The organism is Pedobacter sp. T50_32, from assembly GCF_057652195.1.
In genome coordinates, this window is record NZ_JBYFBY010000003.1 from 289721 (window position 1) to 315624 (window position 25904).

The following is a 25904-nucleotide window of genomic DNA, read 5'->3' on the forward strand; positions in this document are numbered from 1 at the left end:
TAAAATCAAAGGTAAAATAATCCGCCTCAGAAGACTTGCTAATGAGACGGATAAACATTAATCTATCTAACTTCTAAAAAACGTTTGAAAGCTTGTGTAAACGTACCAACCTTATATTGGCTGTTTTCGTTTTGCACTAAGTTAATTTCAATTCTTCGCGTACCAGGAACTGTGCTATTCAAAACCTTAAGGTAAATCGTATCTACCTTTGCTTTTGCCTGCGGAAAATTTAGGCTATAAACACCGTTTGCAGCTTGTATCGCATTGCCACTTCTATCTACCACGTTAAAATCTTGCCCTACTACAGCCGGACTTGCAATTCCAGTGGTAACTAAAGTGAAGTGTGCCGATGCATCGTAATTTCTTACAAAAGATGAATGGAATTGTACAGGGAACTTAATTAAATCGGTTTGCGTTCTATTTACCGTTGCCGTTGCCGTGTTGTTCCAAGGCAAAAATCCTGCATAATAGAAATTATCGTATCCATCGGCGCCCACTGGCCCATCTGGATCATCTTTTTCGCAAGCAGAAAAAGCAGTTAAGCAAGCTATAAGCAATGTTAATATTTTATGTTTTTTCATGTTATTATCAATTAAAGTCATTATTGCCATCCCGTATTTTGTGTTACATTGTTGTCGCTCAATGCAATTTCATTTAATGGCACTGGATACAAATAATCACGAAGTGGGTTCCATTTACGTTTAGTAGCATCTTCTACTACCAACACACCATCAGAATTTAGCACCAAGGCAGAAGCATTTGTGCCAACCCATTCGGCAGCAATGTACTTTCCACCCAATATCGGCTTAGCCATTACAGTTTCTGCAGTTTTCCAGCGGATCAAGTCGCCATACCTAAATCCCTCTAAAGCTAATTCTACAGTACGCTCTCTCCGTATTTCATTCCTCAAACTTAAATTGTTAGCAGTTACAAACGCATTAGTTAATCTAGGTGCAAAACCAGCTCTGGTGCGTAAAGCATTCACTGTTAAATTTAAATCAGCGTCAGATATGCTTTCCGTAAGCTCGTATTTAGCTTCTGCGTAAATTAACAGTACTTCCGCATAGCGGATCAGGTTTTTCTGCACGGTAGCATTGTTGTTAGTTGCCCAATCTGCAGCGTCGAAGCCCTTTTTACCTGCATAAGCTGTTCTAGACCCCAAAGCAGTTTGAGGCACCCAAGGGCGCTGATAAGATTGCTCTCCAGAACGATACAGCAACGCATTTATACGAGGATCTCGGTTATCTAAAATGGTGTTGTAACTAGTCTCATTGGCTTCTGGCACAAACAATGTCGACCTTGTAGCTGTTGGCGTTTGATCTGAATTCCAAGCTGGCAAACCATCTGTATACAAATACTGGCGGATCAGGTTTCTAGTTGGCGCAATTCTTCCATTTTCTAAATCCCTAGAAGTATTATGCGTTAAAATGGTAAGCGCATATTGCTTCATCAAGATATTTTCAGTATTGCTCATTCCATCGCCTGCATGGGTAAACTCGCCTAAATAACTGTTAAACAAAGTATGTCCTTGTCCCATTACCGATGTTGCTGCAGCTACGGCAATATTTAAATGATCTTGCCAACCAGTTGAATTGTTAAACTTAGCTGTTGTGCCTTCCATTAAACCTACACGAGCCTTTAAAGCCCAGGCAGTGCTTTTGGTAATTCGGCCATATTGCGCCGCAGGTAAAGCTGCTCTGGTAGGCAACCAAGTTGCTGCGAAATCTAGATCTTCGTAAATCGTTTTCGCAACCGTGGCTCTTGCCGTTCTTGGCATTTTTAAATCAGGGTCGTTAATTCCTAATGTTCTTAACACCAAAGGCACATCTCCATACTTTTCGATAAGCATTGTGTAAGCATAAGCTCTGAAAAATCTGGCCTCGCCGAAGTAGCGATTCCTAACAGCATCGGTCACTTTAGCCGTTCCGCCCTTTTCTAAAATGTTGTTGGCCGTAAAAATCATTTGGTAAGGATTACTCCAATCGCCAGAAGTTGCAGGAATGCCCCTATTACCTGTACTTACCGCATCAATATTTTGCCCAGTGTTGTCATCTGCCCTATTATCAATAACGTGGCCAGCCATTTGTTGATACAATCTATTGGCTGCATTTTGAAGATCTGCTTCTGTATTCCAGTAGCCTGTATCAGCAAAATTGGTTTCCGGAACTCTATCTAACTTTGTACAGCTTGCTAAAACCGTAAGTGCTAGAAGTATAATTATTATCTTATTTCTGTTCATGATTTGCTGAATTAAAAAGTAACGTTTAAACCAAATGCGTAAGCTCTATAAAACGGATAAGCTTGTGAGTTTACACCATTTGGCACCTCTGGATCAAATACACTCATCACCTTTGTGTTCTCCCACAAATCTTGTCCAGAGAAGTATACCCTTACATTTTGAACATATTTTTTGTTGAATGGGATATTGTAACCTAACTGCAGGTTCTTTAATCGGATATAGCTACCGTTTTGCACCCATCTGTCAGATGGTCTATAGTTATGATCGCTAGTTTGGTACATTCTCGGGAAAAACGCGTTCGGATTGTCAGGCGTCCATCTATCCATGTGAATGCTCCAAGGCATATTTGCTGTGCCATTTAGCGGCGAAAGTGTTTCTGTAGCAATCAAGAAAGATCTTTTCAATGTTCCCTGAAAAGCAACAGAAAAATCAAAACCTTTCCAGTTTAAGCCTAGATCGAAACCGTAGGAATATCTTGCACTAGTGTTACCTAAGTAAACCAAGTCACCAGAATCATCAGGTGTACTTTTTCCAGAGTTAATTACACCATCGCCGTTTAAATCAAGATACTTAATATCACCAGCTTTAGGACTAGCAAAGAATGGATAAACAACTTTTGCTGTATATGCTGCCGCTTCTGCATCGGTTTGGAAAATTCCCCCAGTTCTATAACCCCAAACAGAATTTAGCGGATAGCCCTCTATACCCTGCATTACTCCTCCATTGCCTGGAATAAGTTTAGCGCCATTAAAACTAATGAGTTTGTTCTGATTGTCTGAAAAGTTTAGGCCTACATTGTAACCAAGCGCACCAACTTTATCTCTCCACCTCACATTAGTTTCCCAGCCCCAGCTTTTCAGCGTACCACCATTTACTTTAGGTACCGCTACCCCTACAATAGATGGTAAATTAACGTTAACAAACATGTTGATGTTGCGATTTTCATACACCTCGAAAGCACCTGTAAGTTTTTCTTTAAAGAAACCGAAATCTAAACCTAAGTTTGCAGACTGCACTGTTTCCCAAGTTTTCCCAATAGATGGTAGCTCTTGTTGGTAGAAATAATTACTTCTGACACCATTTAATACAAGAGCGTTGCCCGGAACTAGGATAGGAATGTAATCGTAGTTTCCATTACCGCCACCAACAGCATTACCCATACGCCCCCAAGAAGCTCTAATTTTCAAGTTTGAAACAGGTTTGATATTATCTTTGATGAAGCCTTCTTCACTAATTCTCCAGCCAGCAGAAACTGATGGAAAGAATGTCCAACGGGCTGTAGGATCTAACCTAGAACTACCATCGTAACGAAATGTAGCTTCTACCAAATATCTTTCTAAGTAATTGTAGTTAAACCTTCCGAAAAGTGAAGCGAATGCAAAAGTTTCAACGTTATCACTTGCAGTTTTATTCAACGGATCGGAGAAGTTTAAACTGAAAGTATCGTTGCTATATAAACCGATGGCACCAGCTGTAGCTTCGTCTTTACGGTATTGCTCGTAAGAAGCACCACCCATAATTTTGAAATTGTGCTTTTCAGCAAGTTGAAGATCATAATCTACCGTAGTTTGTAAGTTATCATAGTAACCACGGTTTTTGGTTATGGTAATTCCGTTAGGAACGTTTGCCGTGAAACGTGGTGCTTCCGTATTACTTCTGCCATACCAGTACAAGCTCCTTCTATTTTGTTCGTAATTAAATGCATCTTGATTTCTCCAAGCAATTGTATTGATTTGTAACCCTTTAATAAAGTTTCTGAATTTCAAATCGATCTTTCCCGTAAAACTCTCGTACATTTCTTTAGTAAAACCACCATTTTTCTGGATATCAACTGGATTTATCTGTAAATCACCATTGTATGGCTGGCCTGTTGTATCTTCCGCAGGGGTGTATAAGGATTGACGTGTTCTCACACGGTAAAGTGCATTTACAATTTGCCCGGTAGAAAACGAGTTTGAGTTGGTAATCTGTCCAATGTAACCCGCAATAAAACTAGCGTCAATGTATTTATTGATCTTACTGTTCAAATTAAATTTGATGTTGTATCTAGAATTGTCATCTGGACCATAACGCAACACACCATCGCTATTTTGAAAACCTGTAGACAATAAATAATTCAGTTCTTTAGTACCGCCACCTACAGAAATAGAATGATTTTGAGAATGATTAACAGTGCTCATCCCCGCTTTAATCCAATCTGTATTATCGAAATATTCCCAACGGTTAGAGGTTAAGTTTGGGCGATAGTTGAAGTTAGGATTTTTTAACCACTCTATTTGCTCGGGTGTGAATTCTCTAGCACCAGTAGCATTAAAACGAGCTTCGTCAATCAAAGTCTGCTCATCCCAAGAGTTTAAACGCTCTGGTTGGCGTGCAGTAATGTTAAAACTGTAAAATGAATTAAGGTTAATTCTAGTTTTACCACTTGTGCTCGATTTTGTGGTTACCAACACCACGCCGCCAGCTGCTCTAGCTCCGTAAATAGCTGCTGCTGCTGCATCTTTCAAGAAAGAGATACTTTCGATGTCGTCCGGATTAATTAAGTTCAAATCCATCTGAATACCATCAACTAAAACTAAGGCTCCTGTACCATTAATAGAGCTTGTACCTCTAATTCTCAAGTTGTAACCTTCTTTCCCAGGCTGTCCGCCACTTCTTGTAACAACTACCCCTGGAACTTGACCTTGCAATGCCGCAGTAGCATTAGGCACCGGCCTGTTTCTTAAATCTTCGCCACTAATAGCGGTTACCGCACCAGTTAAGTTTACTTTCTTTTGCGTACCATATCCTACAACTACAACCTCACTTAATCCTTTGGCATCTTCTTCCAAGCTTACGTTTAATACGGTTTTACCATCCAGACTTAATTCTCTTTCTTTAAAACCGATGCTTGTAAATACAATAATTGCATTTGCAGGTACGTTTTTTAAAACAAATCGTCCGTCTGCGTCGGTGCTGGTTGCTTGTTGGGTTCCTTTAACTCTTACGCCTACACCAGGCAACGGAATTCCTTTATCATCTTTTACTACACCAGAAACATCTGCTCTTGCTACAGATAATTTAATTGCGTTTGATGATAACACTTTGCCGTTTGTAAAGGCGAAAACATCTAATTGCAGAATGAGACACCAGAACAGTGTAAACATCATTTTCTGCAAAATCCTTTTTGATAGAATTTTACTCATACAGTTAATTTGGCTTTTATTGGTTAGCGCCGAACAAATTCGACATTGTAAATATAGGCTAGTCGACAGGTAAATCGCAACCGTAAAAACAACATAAAATACTGTAAACTAAGTATTTATACAAAATTCAATACGCTTCAATCGCAAGTTTAAAATTGCATAAGTAGCTGATTAAATGTAAGATGGTTATCAATAGATTTTTAGAGCTGATACGTTTAAAACACATCAAAAAAAATCATAAAAAAAACACGAAAACGTTTGCGTAGCGTGAAAAATTGAAGCTTTTTAAGTTATTTTCTCAAGAACCAACTTACTCCAGCCAGATTTACCTGTGCCTTTTAAATCCTTTTTACGTTCTTCCATCACTTTTTTCACCTTCGATGCGTACGTCCAGCAAGTACTTTGTCTAATTCCAAGCTTTTCAGATAGCTTGTGTGAGGAGATTGTACCCTTAGAATTATACATTAGGTAGACCAAATAAAACGCTTTATTAATAGGGATACGGTTATTTTCAAAAATGGTTTGATGCAGTACAGATTCTTCGTAAGCGCATTTGGTACAACGTCTATTATAAGGTGCTTTGCCGTTGCAGTAATTGGTATGGTTGCATTTTAGACAAGCGTAGCCACTCGCCCATTTCAGTTCAGCTAAGAATTTATGGCAAGCCTCCTTATCAGGATATTTTAAACTAAACTCATCAAAATCTAACTCTGTGGCGTTCACTCTAGCTTCAGTTACCTTTTCTATATTTGTTTTAAGGTTGATGTTATCTTTCTGAAGCAATACATTCATCCGTGAAATTTCTTCTGCCTGTTCCTGCAGCAAATTGTTTTTCGAAAGAAGTTCGTCATTTTGTTTTTCAATGGTATCATTCTGCTGTTGTAATGCTACAGCCTGATTTTTAACTTCTAATGTCCTTTCTTCTACCTTAGCTTCTAACTGTCTGTTCAAATTATCTTTCATTTCGGCATTAAGCTGCATCTGTTTGATAATTTGCTTCTGTGCATTTTCCTTTTTACGTTTTAGAATACGCACCTGATCGCCGATAGCAAACGAAAGGAAAATCATTTCTAATAAGAAACCAAAGCTTAAGCTATAGTAACCCAAGGCGCCAGGAATATGCCTTGCATAGCCTAAAATGTGAACAATTTTAATAATGAAGCCTAAAAACAAGAATGTATAACCAACCACAAAAAAACGGGCAGGACGATATCGTTTCTTCCAAAAAATGTAAATACCCGTAATGAACCCGATAGAAAGCGGTATAAACTCTATAAACTTATACTTAAACCAATCTGGATTATAGAACAAGCATATCAAGAAAAAAGCAAGTCGTAAAACGAGCACAACATTTATGATCTTGAACAATAAAGGTGCCTTTTGTTTAACGTGCAAAAGTTCTTTAGTAAAAATAAGTGCAAAAGAACTGATGCAAAACAATGCAATACCATAAGCATATTCGTTCCATACAGGATGCTTTGGCCATAGATATTGGTAAGCAATCCCATCTACAGAAACTTCATAAAGTCCAACACTGATGATATAAAGGATGTAATAGAGGTATTGCCTTCTACGTACCGCTAGATACATTAACAAATTATGGAAGCTGAAAATGAAAATCATTCCATAAAACAGCCCATAGGTAAGGTATTCGGTTAAACCGTATTGGATAAACCTTTCTATGGTTCTAAATACAATAATTACGTTGACCCTGTCTTTAGATTTAACCTTGAAATAATAATAATACTCCCCTTTTTTTAGGTTTTGAATTAGAAATTCAAAGTTTTTATGCTGGTACATTCGCTGCTTGAATTCCAAATCTGCTCCAGATTTAGCCTGCGAATAGGTACCATCTCCTTTTGGGAAATAAGCTTCTATATGATCTGTAATTTGATCGAAGAACTCGATTACACTGGCTTTTTCTAGATCTTCGTCGAACCGTACTTTTATTCTGTACCAATAGGAAGAACTGCGGTTATAATTTTTTGGGTAGTAATCTACATTGCTGATAAACTTATCGTGATACGCAGGGCTTGATATCACATCAAATGTTAGCTTATCAGTAGGATCTTCAAGTGTTACAACTTCTTTAGATTTAAAAATATGCTCGTAACTTTTAGCGTTGAAAGCTACTATTGTTTGTGCAGCTACATCTATAGCGCCACATAGTACAACGAGTAAGAGTAAGGTTCTACGCAATATTTTTAACATCACAAGGTTAGCTCGAAAAAGAAAATGCTATTTGGTAACGCTAAATATATGTACAAAAAACAAAAATAGCCGATAAAACATCGGCTATTCAGTATCTTTTTTCGAAAATTTAACTCATAAAGTGATACAGGAAAACTACGTCGCCTGTAAATGCAGGCTTAGATTGATCCTTAATTTCTAAAGTAGCATCTAAAACCACTTTTGTTATACCTCTAAGGTTAATGATAGATTTTAACTTTGCTACAAGGCGCACTTCGCTGTCAACAGTTACTGCTTGACCAAATTTTAAGTTTTCAATTCCGTAATTAATCTCCATTTTAAGATTTTCTATCTTAATAATTTGTTGCCACAAATACGGGAGTAATGACAAGGTAAGGTAGCCGTGTGCTATCGTTTTTTTAAATGGACTGTCGATAGCTGCCCTTTCCGGATCGGTATGTATCCATTGGTGGTCTAAGGTAGCGTCAGAAAATTTATTAATTTGTTCTTGGGTAATTTGATACCATGACGAGATACCTAACTCCTTACCTAGATACGCAGCAAATTCATCGTGGTTATTAATCTTGATCATAAATATTGGTGTGTTATCGTGTTTATAATATTCCTTTTAGGTCAGCTGGAGAGTAGTTTATAGACTTCAAGGTTTTATCATCGCCTTTACGATAAACTAAAAACAATCCTTCTACCTCCTTAAAGTAAGCGTCAACATTGTCTTTTTGTTTGTAATGTGCTATAGTTTCTTCTGCTTCGGCAATAGTTTTACAAGCTTTGCTCATATTAGAACGATGCACCTCATCAAACAAAGTCTTAAATTTTGTGCCTAAACCAAACTCTAGCACCGCTCCAGCCAGCACATACTGCAAATCACAAAGTGCATCTGCCACTTCAATTAAATCATCATTATCAACCGCTTCTTGAAGCTCTTTTAACTCTTCGGCAATTAAATCTATTCTTAATTTACTTCTTACTTTTGAAGGTATAGCCGCTTGTGCTACAATTGGGTGTTTAAAAGTTTGATGAAACTCTGCAACTTGGCTTAAAGCACTTAAATCTTCCATATTTTTATTAGAAAGTGCTAAGGTTTAATATTTCGAGGGGAATAACAAATTTTATTATCAACACCAGACAATAGAATTAACAGAAATTTATAATTAACAATAAATCAGTTTTTTACAAACACAAAACAAAATATCCCTAAAAGTTTTAATAAATTTGAAGACCCTCATAAAATAACCTCTTAATTATTGAAAAATTTCAAACTTATTTCCCTTAGATCATTTATTCGTCAAATCGCAAGTAGAAGAAAAATCACCAACGCACTAGTTTCAATATTAGTAATAGTTGTATTAGCGAGTTGTAACAGCGAAAACCAATCTGTTAAAGAAAGTAAATTTATTAGTGATTTTAGAAAGGTAGATAACCTATACAAAGATCGCGAAATAGCCAAGGTTGTAAAATCATTAGATTCTTTAAAGCCTTTGATTGCCTCTGCAGATATCAAAAGTTTAACTCACTACTATATTTTTAGATCACAAACAGTTTTTCCTAGTAAGCAGTTAATGAACATTTACGCAGATAGCTTACTTGGTCTATTTGCGGAAGAGCAATCAAAAATCAACAACAAAACAGAATACATTAGAGCTTTAATGCTAAAAAGTGATATACTTCTCTACTTTAAACAATATGATAAAGTAGTAACCTATTACTTTAAGATTAGCAACCTTATAGATAAAGAAAAAGATCCAACAAATTACGCCGACTTTATCTCAAAAATTGCCCAAATCTACTATTTGCAAGGTAAATTTTCAACTTCCGCAAAATATCAATTAGATTCATACAATGCTATCCAAGTTGCTAAAGACGTAGATCCGGCTAATTTATTTTACTACACGCAGGCGGCACTTAATAATGCTGGTTTTTCTTACGAGAGGGCCAACAAATTAGACAGTGCCTTGTATTTGTATGAAAAGAATTTAGCGTACATTTTAAATCAGGAGAAAAAAAATGATGTAAGTTTAGGACAGGTAATGGCTGCGAAAATTGTAGCCCTAGACAACATTGGAGGTCTTTATGCAAAAAAAGGAAACTTTTCATTAGCTAAAAACTACCTAGAAGAATGTATTGCTATTAATAATCACTCGGCCGAATTGAGTAAAATTACAGCTTATATTAAGCTCGCCAAGGTTTATAGTAGTATAGCAGATACCAAAAAAGCGGATTCAATTTTAGTTATTACCGAAGATCTAATTCAGCAAGAGCCAGAGCTATCTTTAGAAAACAGTTTAAAACTTTATAAAGCTAAAAGCGATCTAGCATACAGCCTAGGCAATTACAAAAGTGCTGTCGAAAATCTACAACTATACAACGTAACCTTAGATAGTTTAAGCAAAGTAAACAGTGATCTTAGCAAGGTTAATATAGACCAGGCGTTTAAAAACTTGGAAGATCAGCAAACACTCCAATATCTCGAAAAAATAAACCAAAGTAAAACTGTTTATTTAATTGGAGCAGTATTGTTTGGTATGATGCTTTTGGTAATTGTGTGGTTGGTACTTAAAAATGCAAAACAAGCTAAAAAGGCCGAACGAGAAACCATAGCCAACAACAAGGAGTTAGAGAAAGCTTTATTAAGCCTCGAAAACAGAAATAAAGATTATGCAAAAATGATGAAAGTTATGGCGCATGACCTTAAAAACCCAATTGGTGGTATGGTAGGCATTGCTACGCTATTGCTGGAAGAAGAAGAACGTTTTACCGAGGAAGACAAAGAAATGCTGCACCTTATTGAAAGCTCTGGCGCAAATTCTATCGAAATGATTAACCAATTGCTTAATTCTGGTTTGGCGGTAGAAAACGAGGTGCTGAAGAAAGAAAGCATCGATCTACAGCAGTTATTGAGGCAGTGCACCGAACTGCTCCAATACAAAGCGGATGAAAAGAAACAAAAGATCATTTTTATCAGCAGCGGACCAACCATAGTTTCTATTGCTCGGGAGAAAATTTGGAGGGTATTTAACAACCTCATCGTTAATGCAATTAAGTTTAGCTTACCCAAAACAGAAATTTTGGTGGTTTTAGAGCGACTAGAAAAATCGGTTCGTGTAAAAATAGTAGATCAAGGTATAGGCATACCAGATAAAGATAAAACCAAGATTTTCGAAATGTTTACTAGCGCTAAACGACCAGGAACCGCTGGTGAACAACCTTTTGGCATTGGTTTGTCTATCAGTAAGCAAATTATAGAAAACCACTATGGCAGAATTTGGTTAGAAGATAATACCGATGGCGGAACAATCTTTTATGTGGAGCTACCGATAAAATAAGCTAGTCTGCTTGACGGCTTAACATCGATCTATACTTATTAAAGATATTTGTTTTAGACACCAGACCTACGTAAGAACCAGAATAATCTACCACTGGCATAACCCAAAGGTTTTCTTGTTCCATTTTCTTTAAAACTTCTTTTACATCGTTGGTTAACGAAGCAACTTCGGCTGGCATATCGGTAATATCACTAATAAGAATACGCTCTGTAGATTTTTCTGCAAGATGTGATAAAATGGTTTCAATATAAACCACACCTTGAAAAACTTGTTCGTTATTCACCACCGGAATTACATTTCGTTTTGAATTCAGAATATCAGAAATTCTATCGCTTAAAACATCAGTATCCAGTAAAATGAGCTGATCTTTTTCTATCAAAGATTTCAGGCTCATCATATTTAATACCGTAGTATCTTTATCTTCATGATGTGAAAGATGACCAGCATCTACAAGCGGTTTGGTATAAATCGAATATTTACTCGCACTTCTGCTAATAAAATAGGCAATAGCTGTAGTAATCATTAATGGCACCATCAACACATATCCGCCAGTAATTTCTGCAATTAGAAAAATTCCTGTTAACGGCGCATGCATTACTGCACCTAAAGCAGCGGCCATACCCGCCACAATAAAATTGGCCACATTTAGTTCGGCAATTCCTAAAATATTAACCGTGTAAGCAATAACGAAACCCAACAAACCACCAATAATTAAACTCGGTGCAAAAGTGCCACCGTTTCCTCCAGCAGCCAAAGTTACCAACGTAGCTACAGATTTAAACATCAACGTTACCACTGCAAAAACAATCACCACAAAAGGTAAATCACTAAATTGCGAGAAAATGCTGTTGCTAATAATTGCAGTATGATCGCCTTTAAGCAAACTGTTTATAGTAATGTAACCTTCGCCATATAAACTTGGAAACAGAAATACCAACACTCCCAATATTAAACCACCAACTACAATTTTATAATACGGATTTTTGATTTTATAGAACGAGCCTTTAATCAGCTTGTTCACTTTTGTGAAGTAGAACGAATACAGACCAATAACCACGGCAAGCACAACGTAAAACAATAGTGCTTTCATTTCCCAACCCTCGGTCACCAAGAAAAAGAGCTGTTCTTTGTAAAACAAACGGGCTACCACCGAAGCTGTTGCTGCCGAAAGCAACAAAGGAATAAATGCGGGGATCGAAAACTCTGGCAATAAAATCTCAATTGCAAATACAATACCTGCAATTGGACTGTTAAAAGCGCCTGCAATACCTGCGGCAGCACCACAGGCCAATAACAAGGTAATTTCTCGGTAACTTAAACCTAAAAACCTGCCAACATTAGAGCCAATAGCAGCACCCGAAGTAGCAATTGGAGCTTCTAAACCTGTAGAACCACCAAAGCCAACGGTAATGGCAGCAGTAATAATTTGTGAGTAAGTATTGTGCGCTTCTACCCTGCTCGATTTCTTCGAAATAGTATACAACAGCGGCGTTAAACCCATCTCAAATTTACCTTTTCTAATAAATCGCTTCACGTAAATTACCGAAAGCAAAATACCAATAGCAGGAAACAAAAGGTACAGGTAGTATTTGTATTGCCAATGTAATTCCGACTGCAAGAAATGCTGAATGGAGTGCGTAATTCCTTTTAACAATGAAGCTGCCAGTCCTGCGAAAATGCCAACAAAAACTGCAGCAAACACCAGAAAGTTTCGGTTAGAAATTTTGCTTTGCCTATACTTATTTAGCTGATCTACAAAACTTACAAACCTAATATACATCTTCTTATTTTTTAATTATGCGTCAAACTTATCTAACAATTTGAGTAGCGTTGCAAAGTCTTTGGGGTAAGGCGCTTCCACAAAAATATCCTGACCATCCACACCTTTAAACGTAATTTGCTTAGCATGAAGCGCAAAACGTTTCATAATTGGCTGTTCTTCTTCGTCGGTTAAACGATAACCACGTTTAATTTTCGATAGAAAAACAGGTTTGCCACGATACATCACATCGCCACAAATGGCAGCACGTTGTGTAGCCAAGTGAATACGAATTTGGTGCATTCTGCCCGTCACAGGCTTACATTCTACCAAAGTGTAATGCTTATAATATTTTAAGGAAGTAAAAAAAGTCTCCGCTCTTTTACCTTCTTGTCTGTCTATGGTTACGTTTTTATTACCGTCATTCAAGATTGGTAAATCCACAAAAAGGTTATCAAATTGAAACTGACCATCAACCACCGCATGATAAATCTTGCTCACTTTACGTTTCTCAAACTGTATCGACAAATTACGGTAAGCTTCCGGATTTTTCGCAATCACAATCGCACCCGATGTTTCTTTATCCAACCTGTGGCAAATCTGTGCATCGTCGGTATATTGCCTAGCTAAACGCAAAATATTGATTTCGCCAGCACCAGCCGCACCACGTTCATCTAACGAAGCCACAAAAGGAGGTTTGTTTACAACGATATAGTCGTCGTTTTCAAAAAGTATAAGGTCTTTAAAATTAGGATACTTCAAAAGGATAATCGATTTAAAGCCACAAAAGTACGAATACATTTAGGAAAATAGACTGCTTAATTGACATTAGCTATTTTTTGAAGCGCAAAACCACTGGTTCTTCGGTCATTGCAGTCCTGCTATCCGCCTTTACTCCCTCACTTTCCTACGCTCATTCCCACAGCCATGCTCGGGCGGTATTGGCTGCTATCAGGTCTAAATTGCAAAACCTGTAAATTACATAACTTTTTAAACCACCTTAGACACCTTAGTTCATCTGATGATTTATACATTTAAAAACTAATGTGTTCTTAGGTGTCTAAGGTGGTTAAATCAATACAAAAGCTAATTCTCAGAAAGCAACAACTCTTTATAACCCGCCAACTTATCTGCCTCCTCTTTAGCCAACACAGGAAACTCCAATTTCAAGCTTTCCAATTTCTCCGCAATAATTTGGCTGACCGCTAATCTTGTATACCATTTTTTGTCAGCAGGAATAACGTACCAAGGTGCATCCTCAGTAGAAGTTTCGCTCAAAGCAGCTTCGTAAGCATCCATATAATCATCCCACAAAGCTCGCTCGCTAATATCGCTAGAAGAAAATTTCCAATTCTTTGCAGGGTCTTCTATCCTATCTAAAAAACGCTGTTTCTGCTCATCTTTAGAAACATGTAAAAAAAACTTCAATATCGTAGTCCCATTTGCCACCAAGTGCTTTTCAAAACTGCGAATGCTTTCATATCGCTGCTTCCAAAAGTCCTTATCTATTTTATCAACAGTGTTGTGATTAGGTAAGTTTTCACTCAATACATATTCGGGATGCACTTTACAAACCAACACGTTTTCATAATGCGAACGGTTGTGTATACCAATTCGTCCACGTTCGGGCAGCGCTTTGTAGTGTCGCCATAAGAAATCATGGTCATATTCTTCTGCATTTGGTGTTTTAAAGCTATAAACTTGGCAGCCCTGCGGATTAAGTCCAGACATCACGTGCTCAATTGCTCCATCCTTTCCAGCAGCATCCATCGCCTGAAAAATGATTAAAACAGCATTTTTGTTGCCAGCATACAATACCTCTTGGTATTTAGATAAATCTTTCTTCACTCGCTCCAATTCACCTTTCCCTGTTTCTTTATCCAAATGACCTTTATAATCAGTATCAAAATCTTTAAGTTTTACTTTTTTATCAGGTTTTACTAGGTACTTTTCTGTGTTCGTTTTCATGGGTTTTATTTGTCTTTTAATGGATGATGATAGCTTGATATAAATAATGTCAACTCAATAGTCATCATATCTATATCCCTGTTTTATAAATAGATTTTTACTTTTAAATATCGGTTATAAATACAGATTAGCATATTTTTAAAGATAGAACTAAAATTAAGTAAATTAAATACGTTAATTTGTATTGTTTGTTTTAACACTATTTAACAGATAATTTTTCACGGTTTTTACATCTTTATAGCATGTTTAAAGAAATTAAAAATAGATATCTTAGGTACCTTGTCATTTTTATATATTTCATTATTTTATTTTTTTGTGCGCTGCAAATCAACTTTTTATGGTTGTTTGGCTACTCTCCTTCTTATACCGATATCAAAAGCCCATCGCAGCGTGTCGGTTCGGAATTGTACACCGCAGATGGCAAATTAATTGGCCGATACTTTAAAGAGAACCGTACGCCTGTAGAATTTAAAGACATTTCTAAAAATGTGGTAGATGCACTAATAGCTACCGAAGATGTTCGTTTTTATAAGCATACAGGTATAGATATTCAAGCTTTGGGCAGAGCAGTTGTTGGAATGGGAAAAGAAGGTGGCGCCAGTACAATCACACAACAGTTAGCTAAAAACCTATACAGAACACGCTACAACAAATCATCTGGTTTAACGAGCAAAATCCCATTGGTAAGAACTATCATTCCCAAACTAAAGGAGTGGATGACAGCCATTAAACTAGAATCTAACTACAGTAAGGATGATATTTTAACAATGTACCTTAATACGGTGTCATTTGGCAATAACACTTATGGTATTAAAACGGCTTCACGCATCTACTTTAATAAACAAGCAAACCAGCTAAGTGTACCACAAGCGGCCTTATTAGTAGGGATGTTGAAAGCTACCACTTCTTATAATCCAATCAAAAATCCGGAGCGATCGCTAGAAAGAAGAAACGTTGTACTTTCTCAAATGAACAAGTACGATTATCTCTCAAAAGAAAATCTTACCGAATACAAAGCTACTCCAATTGGCATAGAAACTGGAACAGAGGATGAGAGTAGTGATGGCGACTCTTACCTAAGAGCCGCAGTTGATAAGTATTTAGAAAAATGGTGTGAAGAGAATAACTATGACCTTTATGAAGACGGTTTAAAAATCTACACCACTATAGACTCTAAATTGCAAGGCTTTGCTGAAGATGCAGTAAAAGACCAAATGAGAGTACTACAACGCAGATTTTACAGTGTTTGGGGAAATGAAGATCCGTGGGAAGACAGCGAACGTAAAAAGGTAGATTATCCGGATAGAGCGAAGAAATCTTTACCAATTTATGCTTTACTACAAAAGAAATTCCCTAACCAACCAGACTCGGTTGATGCTTACTTCGAGAAAAAGAAAAAGATGAAAATCTTCTCTTACAAAGGAGATAGAGATACACTTTTTTCTACAATGGATTCTATCCGTTACTACGGTAAAATCTTAAACACCGGTATGATGACTTTGGAACCTAAAACTGGAAAGATTAAAGTTTGGGTTGGTGGCATCGATCATAAATTCTTTAAATACGACCACGTAAACCAAGCAAAACGCCAAGCTGGTTCTACTTTTAAGCCATTTGCTTATTTAGCTGCGTTAGAAAGCGGCATGAGCCCATGTGATAAATTTACCGATAAACCTGTTCGTATTGCTTACCAGGATAAAGGCGAAACCAAATATTGGGAACCAAAAAACGCAGATTGGAGCTATAGTTATCAGGATATGTCATTGCGTTGGGCAATGGGACGATCTGTAAATACCGTTACTGCGCAGGTTACAGAAAAAGTGGGTTGGGACAATGTGGTGAAATGGGCACACGAATGCGGTATCGACAGCAAACTGGAATCTGTTCCTTCTGTTAGTTTAGGTTCTAACGATGTTACGGTTTACGAAATGGTAAAAGCTTATGGAACTTTCTTAAACGAAGGAAACAAGGTTGATCCGATATTAGTAGAAAAAATTGCGGACAGAAACGATAATATCATCGAAGAATTTGCACCGAAATTTAAACGTGCATTAAGTGAAGAAATTGCTTGGCTAATGCTATATATGTTTAGAGGTAGCATGGAAGAACCCAGAGGTACTTCGCAAGCATTATGGGAATGGGATTTGTTTAAAAAAGGTAACCAAATTGGCGGTAAAACCGGAACCTCATCAGATTACGTAGATGCTTGGTATATGGGCATCACAAAAGATTTGGTTACAGGCGTTTGGGTAGGTTGTGATGAACGTACAGCTCACTTCAAAAATGGCGAACAAGGTGAAGGTTCTAGAACTGCATTGCCAATTTTCGCTAAATTTATGGAGAAGGTTTATAAAGATCCGTTAAGTGGTTATACTTACGGTCCGTTCCCTAAAGCAAAGGTAGAAATTACCCGTACTTACAACTGCCCTACTCCACGACCTCCGGTAGATACGACAAATACAGATTCTGTATCGATAGATTCGTTGGATATCGACATGTCTTTAGCCGAACCTCCTGAAGCTATTAAGATAGAACCTACAAACACTAAAGTAGAAGAGAAAAAACCTACTACAGAAACCCAACCCAAACAAGAGGCTAACACGCCAACAGTTCCACTAACTAGAAAAGAAGAAAGAGAACTGAAGAGAAAGCAGAAAAGAGAACAGAAAGAAAAAGAGAAAGAGAATAAGCAAAACAACGGCTAATCTAATCGTACGCTCCCAGATATGATATTGCCTTAAATTATTCGTTTTATGAACAATTTTATAAAAAAAGTTACTTTAGTTTTCGCACTAGTTTTGTGCTGCTACGCATCGCAAGCGCAATATTTCGGACAAAACAAGGTCCGTTATAAAAACGAGAAATTTAAAGTACTGGAAACACCTCATTTCGACATCTACTATTATCTAAAAAATGATAAGGTATTGAAGAGATTTGCCCGAGATGCTGAAACTTGGTATAAAATGCACCAAGAAGTTTTCAGGGATACTTTCTTTAAAAAGAACCCGATTATTCTTTACAGCACCCATCCCGATTTTCAGCAAACGACTGCTTTGCAAGGTGAAATTGGCGTAGGAACTGGTGGTGTTACGGAAGCGTTTAAAAACAGGGTGATTATGCCAGTGATGGAATTAGGAAGCCAAACCCGACATGTTTTAGGTCACGAGTTGGTGCACGCCTTCCAGTATCATATTTTATTAGAAAGAGATTCTATACCTCTAGAAAACATTGGACAAACACCCTTGTGGATGATTGAAGGTATGGCCGAATATCTTTCTGTAGGAAAAAAAGACGCTTTTACCTCAATGTGGATGCGTGATGCCTTATTGAACAGGGATATTCCATCGCTAAAAGACTTGACTAATTCAAATAAATACTTCCCCTACCGTTACGGGCAAGCTTTTTGGACTTTTGTAGGTTCGCTTTACGGAGACACCACCATTGTTCCATTGTTTAAAGCTACTGCAAGGTTTGGTTACGAAAACGGTATCAGATACACTTTTGGTTATGATGATAAAACTTTATCGGGCTTATGGAAAAATGCCATAGAGCAGCATTACCGACCAATGTTAAGGGCGGATAGTTCCCAAATTAAAATATCAGGTGCTAAAATTATAGATAATAAAAATGCAGGAAACATGAACGTCGCTCCTGCAATTAGTCCAGATGGTAAATATTTAGCCTTTCTGTCTGAAAAAGATCTGTTTGGTATCGATTTGTTCTTGGCAGATGCCAAAACCGGAAAGATTATCAGGAAATTGAGTAGTCAAATATCCAATACACATATTGATGATTTTAACTTCTTAGAATCTGCTGGTGCTTGGTCGCCAGATAGTAAACAATTTGCTTTCAGTATTTTCAGTAGAGGTAAAAACCAATTGTTGGTCATCAATATAAATAATGGAAGTACGGCGCTAAAAACCGATATGGGTAAGGTTGAGCAGTTCGGAAATTTAACTTGGTCACCTAATGGAAAAGACATTGCTTTTTCGGGAATGGTAGAAGGTCAAAGTGATATATTTTCTTATAACTTCGATACTAAACAAGTTACCCAAATTACGGATGACGAACACTCCGATTATGCACCTAGTTATTCGCCAGATGGCAAAAAGATTGTGTTTTCTTCAGATAGAGCAGCTATAGAGTCTGGCAATTTCGCTGCCGTAAATCCTATCAATTTAACCATTTACGATATCGCTACTAAAGCGCTGAGTAACGTTCCAGTATTTCCAGGCGCTAATAACCTTAATGCACAGTTTTCTGGAGATAGCAAGCGTATTTTCTTCTTATCAAATCGTGATGGTTTTAGAAATTTATACGAATACAATTTAGAGACAAGTAACGTAAAGCAACTAACTGATTATTTCACTGGAATTAGCGGTATCACAGAGTTTTCTCCTGCTATTACAGTTTCGAGAGACGATGATATCATTTACAGCTATTATCGTTATCAACGTTACACGCTTTACAATTCCGCCTATAGCAACTTCCGGGCAAAAGATGTTAACGCTACTGATGTAAACTTTGATGCAGCTATTTTGCCTCCAAAAGAAACAATAGGTGTAAATATTGTTAACTCAAATCTTGGCAATTTCGAAAGGTTTGAGCGTACACCAGAAAATTCAATGCGTGAAATCCCTTATCGTCCGAAATTTAAGTTGGATCATTTGGCTAACAGTGGCGGAGTGGGCGTTAGTACTAGTCGTTTTGGTACAGGTATGCAAGGCGGTGTAATGGGTATGTTTAGTGATATTGTAGGGCAAAACCAGATTGTAGCCAACTTAGCCATTAACGGAGAAATCCAAGATTTTGGTGGTATGGCAGCATACATTAACCAAGCTAGCAGAATTAACTGGGGTGGTGCAGTTTCTCACATTCCTTACATTACAGGTTTTTTAAGCAGAGATATCATTAGAGAAAATCCACAATCAAATCCATATTATGTTGAGCGAACTAATATATTGAGGACATTTGAAGATCAGATTCAATTGTTTGCTGCCTATCCGTTTAACAAAGCGCACAGGTTTGAAGTAGGCGGAGCGGTTTCAAGATACAGTTATAGAGTTGATCGTTTTAACAACTATTATAGATTAACACCTGATAGTGCTCAAATTATTGGCTTTGAAGGATCTGATCGTGAAAAGCTCAATAAAGATGAAATTACAAGCTCTTTAGGTCAGCCTTTAAATAGCTTCTCTATATTTCAAACAAACGCTTACTTTGTTGGTGATAACTCAATTTTTGGTGTTACCGCACCGTTAGATGGTTTTAGATATAGAGTAGGTGCAGAAAAATATTATGGTGATTTTAATTTTGTTGCGGTAGCCGCCGACTTAAGAAAATACTTCAGAATTAAGCCAGTAACTATTGCTGTACGTTCTTATAATTATCTTCGTTTAGGCAGAGATGGGGAAAATCTTTTCCCACTTTTTGCGGGTTATAATTACCTCATCAGAGGATATGAGCCTAATTCGTTTTACAACAATCAAAGCTTTAACACAAGTACATTAGATATTAACCAACTATCTGGAAGTAAATTGGCGGTATTTAATTTTGAGGTAAGACTACCTTTTACTGGTCCAAAAAAGCTAGCACAAATACCTTCTAACTTCTTGTTTACAGATTTAAACTTGTTTTTTGATGCTGCTGTAGCTTGGACAGAAGACACAGAGGTAGTATTTAAAGGTCAACCCTCAGCAACTAGAATTGGCGTTTATCCAAACGGACAACAATATTTAATTGAACGAGTACCAGTTTTGAGTGCGGGTGTATCTGTGAGGGTAAACTTATTCGGGGCAATGATTTTAGAACCTTACTATGCCTTCCCTTTTACGCGTAAAGATGTAAAAGGCGGTGTGTTCGGATTAACTTTTGCACCAGGTTGGTAATTGGCGGTTTGTCATTCTGAACGTAGTGAAGAATCTGTTTTGGGTACTTTTTCTTAAACAGATTCCCCATTCTTCGGAATGACAATAGTATTATACCGCAAAAGGTAATATCGATTGGTTGTTGATCTTCTGGTGGATGTGCATACTTTCGAAATCTAAACCTATAGTCAAATCAATCCAATCTGGATTACAAGCACGTACCAATCTTTCTTTTTGTGCTCTGGTAAATCTACTTACAGTTTTAAATCTACTTAAAGCTTGAGCTTCCGTTCTGAACTCTTCGAAATAAACCAAACGAGTTAACTGCTGCGCACTATCAAAAAAAAGATTTGGCATTTTCTTATAAAAGTCCAAAGTCTTCATCAAATCAGCACTCATACCAACGTGTAAAGTAGTGCGGTTTCTGTCGGTTACGATATAAACTATCTTTTTCATAATGCTACAGCTTTAAGTCAAAAACTAATTATATTAGATATTATTTGGCGGTTCAAATTATAATTACTAATTTTATTGGCACAATAATACTAACAATTTTAGTAAAAACAAATTTATTTTAAATTATTTTGTATGTCTAACATCTCAGCCAATCTAAAATACCTCAGAAAGAAAAAAAGTTTAACACAGCAACAATTTGCTGATAACATGGAAATTAAGCGATCTTTAATAGGAGCTTATGAAGAAGACAGAGCAGAGCCTAAGTATGATTTACTAAAAAAAATAGCAGAATATTTCGAATTATCCATCGATGAATTCATCAACGAACAAATAAATGACAATTGGAAACCTAAGCCGAAAAGCCAAGGATCTAATCTACGTGTATTAAGTATTTCAGTAGATAAGGATGATAACGAGAATATCGAATTGGTTCCTGTTAAAGCAAGTGCTGGTTATTTGAATGGATTTTCAGATCCACAGTATATTCAAGACCTACCAAAGTTCCAGTTACCTATCCCCTCTTTGAAACAAGGCACTTACAGGGCTTTTGAGATTAAAGGAGATTCGATGTTGCCTATTCAGTCTGGTAGTATTATAATAGGAGAATATCTAGATAATTGGAACGACTTGAAAATTGGCGAAACCTATGTGATTATTAGTAAAAACGAAGGAGTGGTTTATAAGCGTGCTGGAAACAAGTTCAAAGAAGAAAGAGAGCTAAAATTGATTTCAGACAATAAACTTTACGACCCGTATTCAGTACCAGCAGATGATATCTTGGAAATTTGGAAAGCAAAAGCATACCTGTCTACTGCTTTGCCAGAACCAACTCCAGAGCCAACCATCGAAACACTTTCTACCATGATGGCGCAAATGCAAAAATCAATTTCGCAACTGAATAAGAATTAGTTCTTGGAGCCACAGATGCACAGATTAAAATAATTTAACAACCTAGTTATATTAAACTGATATCTGCGCATCTGTGGCATATATCAGTTTATAATCCAAAGCTAGATTTCTACATCAATAATTTATAATTACTATTAATCTTCTTGTATTGCTGACCCTGAAATAAATTCAGGGTGACGCTTAACGAACATTCCGTCATGCTGAATTCATTTCAGCATCAGTTTTACGGGCTAGTTTCCAAAAGCTAGCAATAGAGCTCGCATATTAACATTTTTTAACAGAGTTGATTTTAAATCACTACCTAATCTTTCCATCTCAATAATAAATACAATGAAACTTTAAAATTTAACGAGATGAGAAAATTATTTTTAACTGTAGCTATTGCCGTACTAGGTTTCACAGCAAGCTACGCACAACAAACAGAAAAAACTGAGAGAGCTGAAAGAGTGCAGAGAACTCATAGAAACGAAAGAGTAAAGTTATCTGCTGAGGAAAGAGCGGAAAAGGCAGCGACGGCATTAGAAACGAAGCTAAGCTTAACGGCAGATCAGAAAGCTAAAATTAAACAAATTGAGCTCGATAGAATTAAGGAGCACGATGGCTTGCGTCAAAAAGATGAAGCTAAAATGAAAGCAAAATTCGAAGAGAGAAAAGCTAGCATGAAAGCACATCAGGATAAAATTGATGCTGTATTAACTACAGAGCAAAAAACTAAGTTAGCGGCATCAAGAGAAGAAATGAAGGGCAAGATGAAAGAGAGAATGAAAGATGGCAAAGGCAGATTTCATAAAGCGCCTAAAGCTGAGCGAACCCCAACTAAAAGTTAATTAGAAAGCACTTTTTTAATTTCGACTTTTGGAGAAATAAATTCTTCGCTGCGCTCAGAATGACAGGATGCAAGGGTTATTTCAAATAAAAGAAAGACTTACGAAGTTTTGAAAACTTCGTAAGTCTAATTACAGATTACTTCAAGTAGCCACCTTTTTCTAACACTTCTTTCCAAACTTCATATCCGGCAGGAATTAAATGCAAGCCATCTTTTGTAAGCTCTGCTCTTAGTTTCTTATCACCATCTAAAAAGTGAGGATATAAATCGATCACAGTTACATTTTTAGCCGTAAACTTTCTAATCTCATCATTTAAATAAAGGATATGTTCATCCTTACCATAATGATTTTTAAATTTTTCGAAAGAAGCATTCACTGGCAATAAAGTATAGAAGTAGATTTGAGTTTTCTTTGAACCTTTTCTAATCCGCTCAACAATAGTTTTATAGTTTCTTAAGATTAGGCTGTCTGGAATATTTCTAGAAATGTCGTTAATCCCAATTAATACAAAAACTTTTGCAGGCTTTCTATCAATCACTTCTTGTAAGCGTTCTAAAACTCCAAAAGTAATATCCCCAGAAATACCTCTATTTTTAGCCTTTGGCAAATTCAGTAATTTATTCCAATCAGTACCCGCGGTAATACTGTTTCCTAAAAAAATAAATTCTTTTTTAGTAATAGGATCAGCATTGAACTTCTGAACCAGTTCTTTGTATTTCCCTGGACGATAAGTGCTATCGAAAGGTTTGGTTTGCGCATTTGCACTGCCAAACCACAACAAAGAAGCTAAAGCAACAATGAAAAATCTATTTTTAGTAATCATAATTAATGAGATAAAGGTGTAAGGTTGTTTAAGTTTTTCTTTTCTCTGTTCCAAGTGAAAGCAGTGAAGAAAATAGCTAGAGCACAGGCAACTAAAATAGCGATAAAACACGCATCCCAGCCATAATCATCTACCAATGCACCAACAGCTGCATTTGCTAATAAATCGCCAATGAAATAACCGAATAAACCAGTTAAACCAGCAGCTGTACCCGCTGCTTTTTTCGGTACTAAATCCAAGGCTTGTACACCTATTAACATTACAGGCCCATAAATTAAGAAGCCAATTGCCCATAATGATACATTTTGCACCATCATATTACCTACTGGATTTTCCCAATACACAAAAACAGCAATAAAGGTTAAAGCCATATAAATGATTGTTACTGGTGCCCTTCTACCTTTAAAGACTTTATCACTTAACAAACCACATAAAATAGTGCCCGGAATTGCCGCTAACTCATAACCAGAAGCCGACCAAGCAGCCTGATCTGAGGTGTATTGTTTAGCTTCTTGTAAAAATGTAGGCGCCCAATTGACAATACCGTTTCTCACCAGATAAACAAAGGCATTGGCAATAGCAATAAACCAAAGCAACCTATTGTTTAGTACATATTTTAGAAAAATCTCTTTTGCTGTAAATTCCTTTTCTTGAGAAGCATCGTAGGTTTTAGGATAGTCATTATTATACTGTTCTATTGGCGGCAAACCCATAGACTGAGGTGTATCTCTCACCAAAAAAAATGCTACTAGCGAAAAAATTATGGCAATTAATCCTGGAAAGTACAATTTTGCTTGCCAATCCATAAAAAGCTCTACGCCCCAAATGGTTAAGGCACCAACTAAAAATCCGCCCACGTTGTGTGCTAAGTTCCAAATAGACATGGCAGTTCCACGTTCCTTAATTGAGTACCAGTGCACCACTACCCTTCCTGAAGCCGGCCATCCCATACCTTGTACCCAGCCGTTGATGAACAAAAGCACAAACATTATTGCCACTGATGATGTTGCAAACGGAAAGAAACCCATGCAAATCATGGTAAGTGATGACAAAACCAATCCGGCAGTTAAAAAGTAACGAGCATTACTTCTATCGGAAACGTTGCCCATTAAAAACTTACTTAAACCATAAGCTATTGAAAGTGCCGACATGGCAATGCCTAATTCAGCTTTACTATAACCTAAATTATCTTGAAGATCTTTAATTGCAAAAGAAAAATTCTTTCGAACGAAATAGTAAGCGGTGTAGCCTACAAAAATACCTGCGAACACTTGCAACCTTAATCTCCAGTATGATGAATTCACTCGTTCTTCTGGCAATTGTGGTTTATGTGGCGCTGGCGGAAATATGTTAAATCCCATTTTGGTTGGTTAGTATTTGTTTTTTGGTTAATACTTAATCGGTTAACTGCGTAAAGCAGTTGCTAAACTTATAAAAGGTTTGTATAATCGGTAATGATGCCATCTACGCCCAATGCTTTTAGTTTAGAAATTTCTTCGGCTGTATTTACCGTCCAAGGAATTACTTTTACACCATCGGCATGTGCTTTTTTGATAAATTCGGCATTGACCATTTTATAAGCTGGACTTAAAATAAATGGCTTATATCCTAAATCGGCCATGTTCTGTTCGTAAGTTTTCTTGTTACTTACTAAAAACGAAGTTCTAATATTTGGATATTCTTTATTGATAATTTGAATAGTACGTTTATCAAAAGATTGAATTACCACATAAGCCTCCATCTTCTTAGATTTAATAACGTCCATCAATAATTTCACGAAAACTGCTGGTGCTGGATTAGATATTCCATCGCCTTTGGCATCGCATTTAGTTTCGATATTATAAAAAAACTGTTTCTTATTTTTTGCCTTGATTTCCGTTTGGACACTGTCAATTAAATCTGCCAGTAAAGGAATGTAAGTTTTTATCTTTTGTTGTTTCGGAAAATCTTTATGGAATTTCGTACCAATATCAAATGTTTTCAAGTCGCTGTAGTTCATTTGAAAAACATTGTATTTTTTAGCATCAGCTGATGGAATTTCCTTACCATCTGGGGTGAGCATAAAACCTGGACTTAGGTAATCGTCGTGAGTAACTACCACTTTCCCATCTTTGGTAATATGCGTATCCATTTCCAGTGTAGTTACGGCAGGGTAAGACATCGCATTCTTCATTGCCAGAATTGTATTTTCTGGTACCAACCCCCTACCTCCACGATGCGCTTCTGCACTAAATTTTGGAAAATCTACTTGATTTACTTTTGTGGTCTTATTAACCGAACAGGCAGTTATTCCGAAAATTAAAATCCCAAATGGGTAAAACAGTTTTTTCATATGTT

At 36.8% G+C, this 25904-nt stretch carries 18 protein-coding genes; 5 read left to right on the forward strand and 13 right to left on the reverse strand.

The genetic code is table 11. The features are described 5' to 3' along the window. Positions 1 to 62: 62 nt before the first annotated feature. The 6 genes from AC23ME_RS11975 to AC23ME_RS12000 all read right to left on the reverse strand — a co-directional run bounded on the left by AC23ME_RS11975 (position 63) and on the right by AC23ME_RS12000 (position 8693). The gene (locus tag AC23ME_RS11975) at positions 63 to 581 is read right to left on the reverse strand and encodes a hypothetical protein (protein ID WP_487728004.1); all 519 of its coding nucleotides are present in this window, start codon (positions 579 to 581) and stop codon (positions 63 to 65) included. Between the two features lie 20 nt (positions 582 to 601). Then, on the reverse strand, positions 602 to 2239 hold the full coding sequence (locus tag AC23ME_RS11980; RefSeq protein WP_487728005.1) for a RagB/SusD family nutrient uptake outer membrane protein: 1638 nt from the start codon (positions 2237 to 2239) through the stop codon (positions 602 to 604). An 11-nt stretch (positions 2240 to 2250) separates the two neighbouring features. Continuing rightward, positions 2251 to 5424 (reverse strand): SusC/RagA family TonB-linked outer membrane protein, encoded by a 3174-nt coding sequence (locus tag AC23ME_RS11985; protein WP_487728006.1) that lies wholly within the window; start codon positions 5422 to 5424, stop codon positions 2251 to 2253. 285 nt (positions 5425 to 5709) lie between these two features. Then, positions 5710 to 7623 carry a 7TM diverse intracellular signaling domain-containing protein gene (locus tag AC23ME_RS11990; RefSeq protein WP_487728007.1) on the reverse strand — a complete coding sequence of 638 codons (1914 nt, stop codon included), beginning with the start codon at positions 7621 to 7623 and terminating at the stop codon, positions 5710 to 5712. A 121-nt stretch (positions 7624 to 7744) separates the two neighbouring features. Continuing rightward, the gene (locus tag AC23ME_RS11995) at positions 7745 to 8206 is read right to left on the reverse strand and encodes a MaoC family dehydratase (protein ID WP_487728008.1); all 462 of its coding nucleotides are present in this window, start codon (positions 8204 to 8206) and stop codon (positions 7745 to 7747) included. Positions 8207 to 8228: 22 nt separating this feature from the next. Next, positions 8229 to 8693 (reverse strand): pyrophosphohydrolase domain-containing protein, encoded by a 465-nt coding sequence (locus AC23ME_RS12000; RefSeq protein ID WP_487728009.1) that lies wholly within the window; start codon positions 8691 to 8693, stop codon positions 8229 to 8231. Positions 8694 to 8879: 186 nt separating this feature from the next. Between AC23ME_RS12000 and AC23ME_RS12005 the strand changes: the two genes are divergently transcribed. Beyond that, entirely contained in the window at positions 8880 to 10958 is a 2079-nt protein-coding gene (locus tag AC23ME_RS12005) for a tetratricopeptide repeat-containing sensor histidine kinase (RefSeq protein WP_487728010.1), read from the forward strand. Position 10959: 1 nt separating this feature from the next. On the opposite strand, the gene AC23ME_RS12010 is transcribed toward AC23ME_RS12005, so the two are convergent. From AC23ME_RS12010 to AC23ME_RS12020, 3 genes are all read right to left on the reverse strand, one after another. Then, a complete protein-coding gene (locus AC23ME_RS12010; RefSeq protein WP_487728011.1) occupies positions 10960 to 12738 on the reverse strand; it encodes a chloride channel protein in 1779 nt (592 codons plus the stop codon). Between the two features lie 15 nt (positions 12739 to 12753). Then, the gene (locus tag AC23ME_RS12015) at positions 12754 to 13479 is read right to left on the reverse strand and encodes an RluA family pseudouridine synthase (protein ID WP_487728012.1); all 726 of its coding nucleotides are present in this window, start codon (positions 13477 to 13479) and stop codon (positions 12754 to 12756) included. Positions 13480 to 13803: 324 nt separating this feature from the next. Continuing rightward, on the reverse strand, positions 13804 to 14685 hold the full coding sequence (locus AC23ME_RS12020; protein WP_487728013.1) for a polyphosphate kinase 2 family protein: 882 nt from the start codon (positions 14683 to 14685) through the stop codon (positions 13804 to 13806). Positions 14686 to 14927: 242 nt separating this feature from the next. On the opposite strand from AC23ME_RS12020, the gene AC23ME_RS12025 reads away from it, so the two are divergent. Together AC23ME_RS12025 and AC23ME_RS12030 are read left to right on the forward strand one after the other, a co-directional pair. Continuing rightward, complete coding sequence (locus tag AC23ME_RS12025) at positions 14928 to 17390, forward strand: penicillin-binding protein 1A (RefSeq protein ID WP_487728014.1); 2463 nt, start codon at positions 14928 to 14930, stop codon at positions 17388 to 17390. Between the two features lie 48 nt (positions 17391 to 17438). After that, a complete protein-coding gene (locus AC23ME_RS12030; protein WP_487728015.1) occupies positions 17439 to 20573 on the forward strand; it encodes a basic secretory protein-like protein in 3135 nt (1044 codons plus the stop codon). Between the two features lie 90 nt (positions 20574 to 20663). Here AC23ME_RS12030 and AC23ME_RS12035 read toward each other — a convergent pair whose 3' ends face one another. Further along, on the reverse strand, positions 20664 to 21008 hold the full coding sequence (locus AC23ME_RS12035; protein WP_308850153.1) for a GIY-YIG nuclease family protein: 345 nt from the start codon (positions 21006 to 21008) through the stop codon (positions 20664 to 20666). A gap of 132 nt (positions 21009 to 21140) precedes the next feature. Between AC23ME_RS12035 and AC23ME_RS12040 the strand changes: the two genes are divergently transcribed. After that, entirely contained in the window at positions 21141 to 21917 is a 777-nt protein-coding gene (locus tag AC23ME_RS12040) for an XRE family transcriptional regulator (protein ID WP_487728016.1), read from the forward strand. Positions 21918 to 22270: 353 nt separating this feature from the next. Beyond that, positions 22271 to 22744 carry a DUF4890 domain-containing protein gene (locus tag AC23ME_RS12045; protein WP_487728017.1) on the forward strand — a complete coding sequence of 158 codons (474 nt, stop codon included), beginning with the start codon at positions 22271 to 22273 and terminating at the stop codon, positions 22742 to 22744. Positions 22745 to 22880: 136 nt separating this feature from the next. Here AC23ME_RS12045 and AC23ME_RS12050 read toward each other — a convergent pair whose 3' ends face one another. The 3 genes from AC23ME_RS12050 to AC23ME_RS12060 all read right to left on the reverse strand — a co-directional run bounded on the left by AC23ME_RS12050 (position 22881) and on the right by AC23ME_RS12060 (position 25899). Continuing rightward, complete coding sequence (locus AC23ME_RS12050; protein ID WP_487728018.1) at positions 22881 to 23567, reverse strand: GDSL-type esterase/lipase family protein; 687 nt, start codon at positions 23565 to 23567, stop codon at positions 22881 to 22883. 2 nt (positions 23568 to 23569) lie between these two features. Further along, complete coding sequence (gene glpT / locus AC23ME_RS12055; protein WP_487728019.1) at positions 23570 to 24928, reverse strand: glycerol-3-phosphate transporter; 1359 nt, start codon at positions 24926 to 24928, stop codon at positions 23570 to 23572. 68 nt (positions 24929 to 24996) lie between these two features. Then, a complete protein-coding gene (locus tag AC23ME_RS12060; protein WP_487728020.1) occupies positions 24997 to 25899 on the reverse strand; it encodes a glycerophosphodiester phosphodiesterase family protein in 903 nt (300 codons plus the stop codon). Positions 25900 to 25904 lie beyond the last annotated feature (5 nt).

Excerpts from the sequence above, each read along its gene's own strand:
- AC23ME_RS12000 (WP_487728009.1), bottom strand. The coding sequence starts at position 8,693 with ATGGAAGATTTAAGTGCTTTAAGCCAAGTTGCAGAGTTTCATCAAACT.
- AC23ME_RS12035 (WP_308850153.1), bottom strand. The coding sequence starts at position 21,008 with ATGAAAAAGATAGTTTATATCGTAACCGACAGAAACCGCACTACTTTA.
- AC23ME_RS12020 (WP_487728013.1), bottom strand. The coding sequence starts at position 14,685 with ATGAAAACGAACACAGAAAAGTACCTAGTAAAACCTGATAAAAAAGTA.
- AC23ME_RS11995 (WP_487728008.1), bottom strand. The coding sequence starts at position 8,206 with ATGATCAAGATTAATAACCACGATGAATTTGCTGCGTATCTAGGTAAG.
- glpT (WP_487728019.1), bottom strand. The coding sequence starts at position 24,928 with ATGGGATTTAACATATTTCCGCCAGCGCCACATAAACCACAATTGCCA.
- AC23ME_RS11985 (WP_487728006.1), bottom strand. The coding sequence starts at position 5,424 with ATGAGTAAAATTCTATCAAAAAGGATTTTGCAGAAAATGATGTTTACA.
- AC23ME_RS12025 (WP_487728014.1), top strand. The coding sequence starts at position 14,928 with ATGTTTAAAGAAATTAAAAATAGATATCTTAGGTACCTTGTCATTTTT.
- AC23ME_RS12040 (WP_487728016.1), top strand. The coding sequence starts at position 21,141 with ATGTCTAACATCTCAGCCAATCTAAAATACCTCAGAAAGAAAAAAAGT.
- AC23ME_RS12010 (WP_487728011.1), bottom strand. The coding sequence starts at position 12,738 with ATGTATATTAGGTTTGTAAGTTTTGTAGATCAGCTAAATAAGTATAGG.
- AC23ME_RS12030 (WP_487728015.1), top strand. The coding sequence starts at position 17,439 with ATGAACAATTTTATAAAAAAAGTTACTTTAGTTTTCGCACTAGTTTTG.
- AC23ME_RS12045 (WP_487728017.1), top strand. The coding sequence starts at position 22,271 with ATGAGAAAATTATTTTTAACTGTAGCTATTGCCGTACTAGGTTTCACA.
- AC23ME_RS12060 (WP_487728020.1), bottom strand. The coding sequence starts at position 25,899 with ATGAAAAAACTGTTTTACCCATTTGGGATTTTAATTTTCGGAATAACT.
- AC23ME_RS11975 (WP_487728004.1), bottom strand. The coding sequence starts at position 581 with ATGAAAAAACATAAAATATTAACATTGCTTATAGCTTGCTTAACTGCT.
- AC23ME_RS11980 (WP_487728005.1), bottom strand. The coding sequence starts at position 2,239 with ATGAACAGAAATAAGATAATAATTATACTTCTAGCACTTACGGTTTTA.
- AC23ME_RS12050 (WP_487728018.1), bottom strand. The coding sequence starts at position 23,567 with ATGATTACTAAAAATAGATTTTTCATTGTTGCTTTAGCTTCTTTGTTG.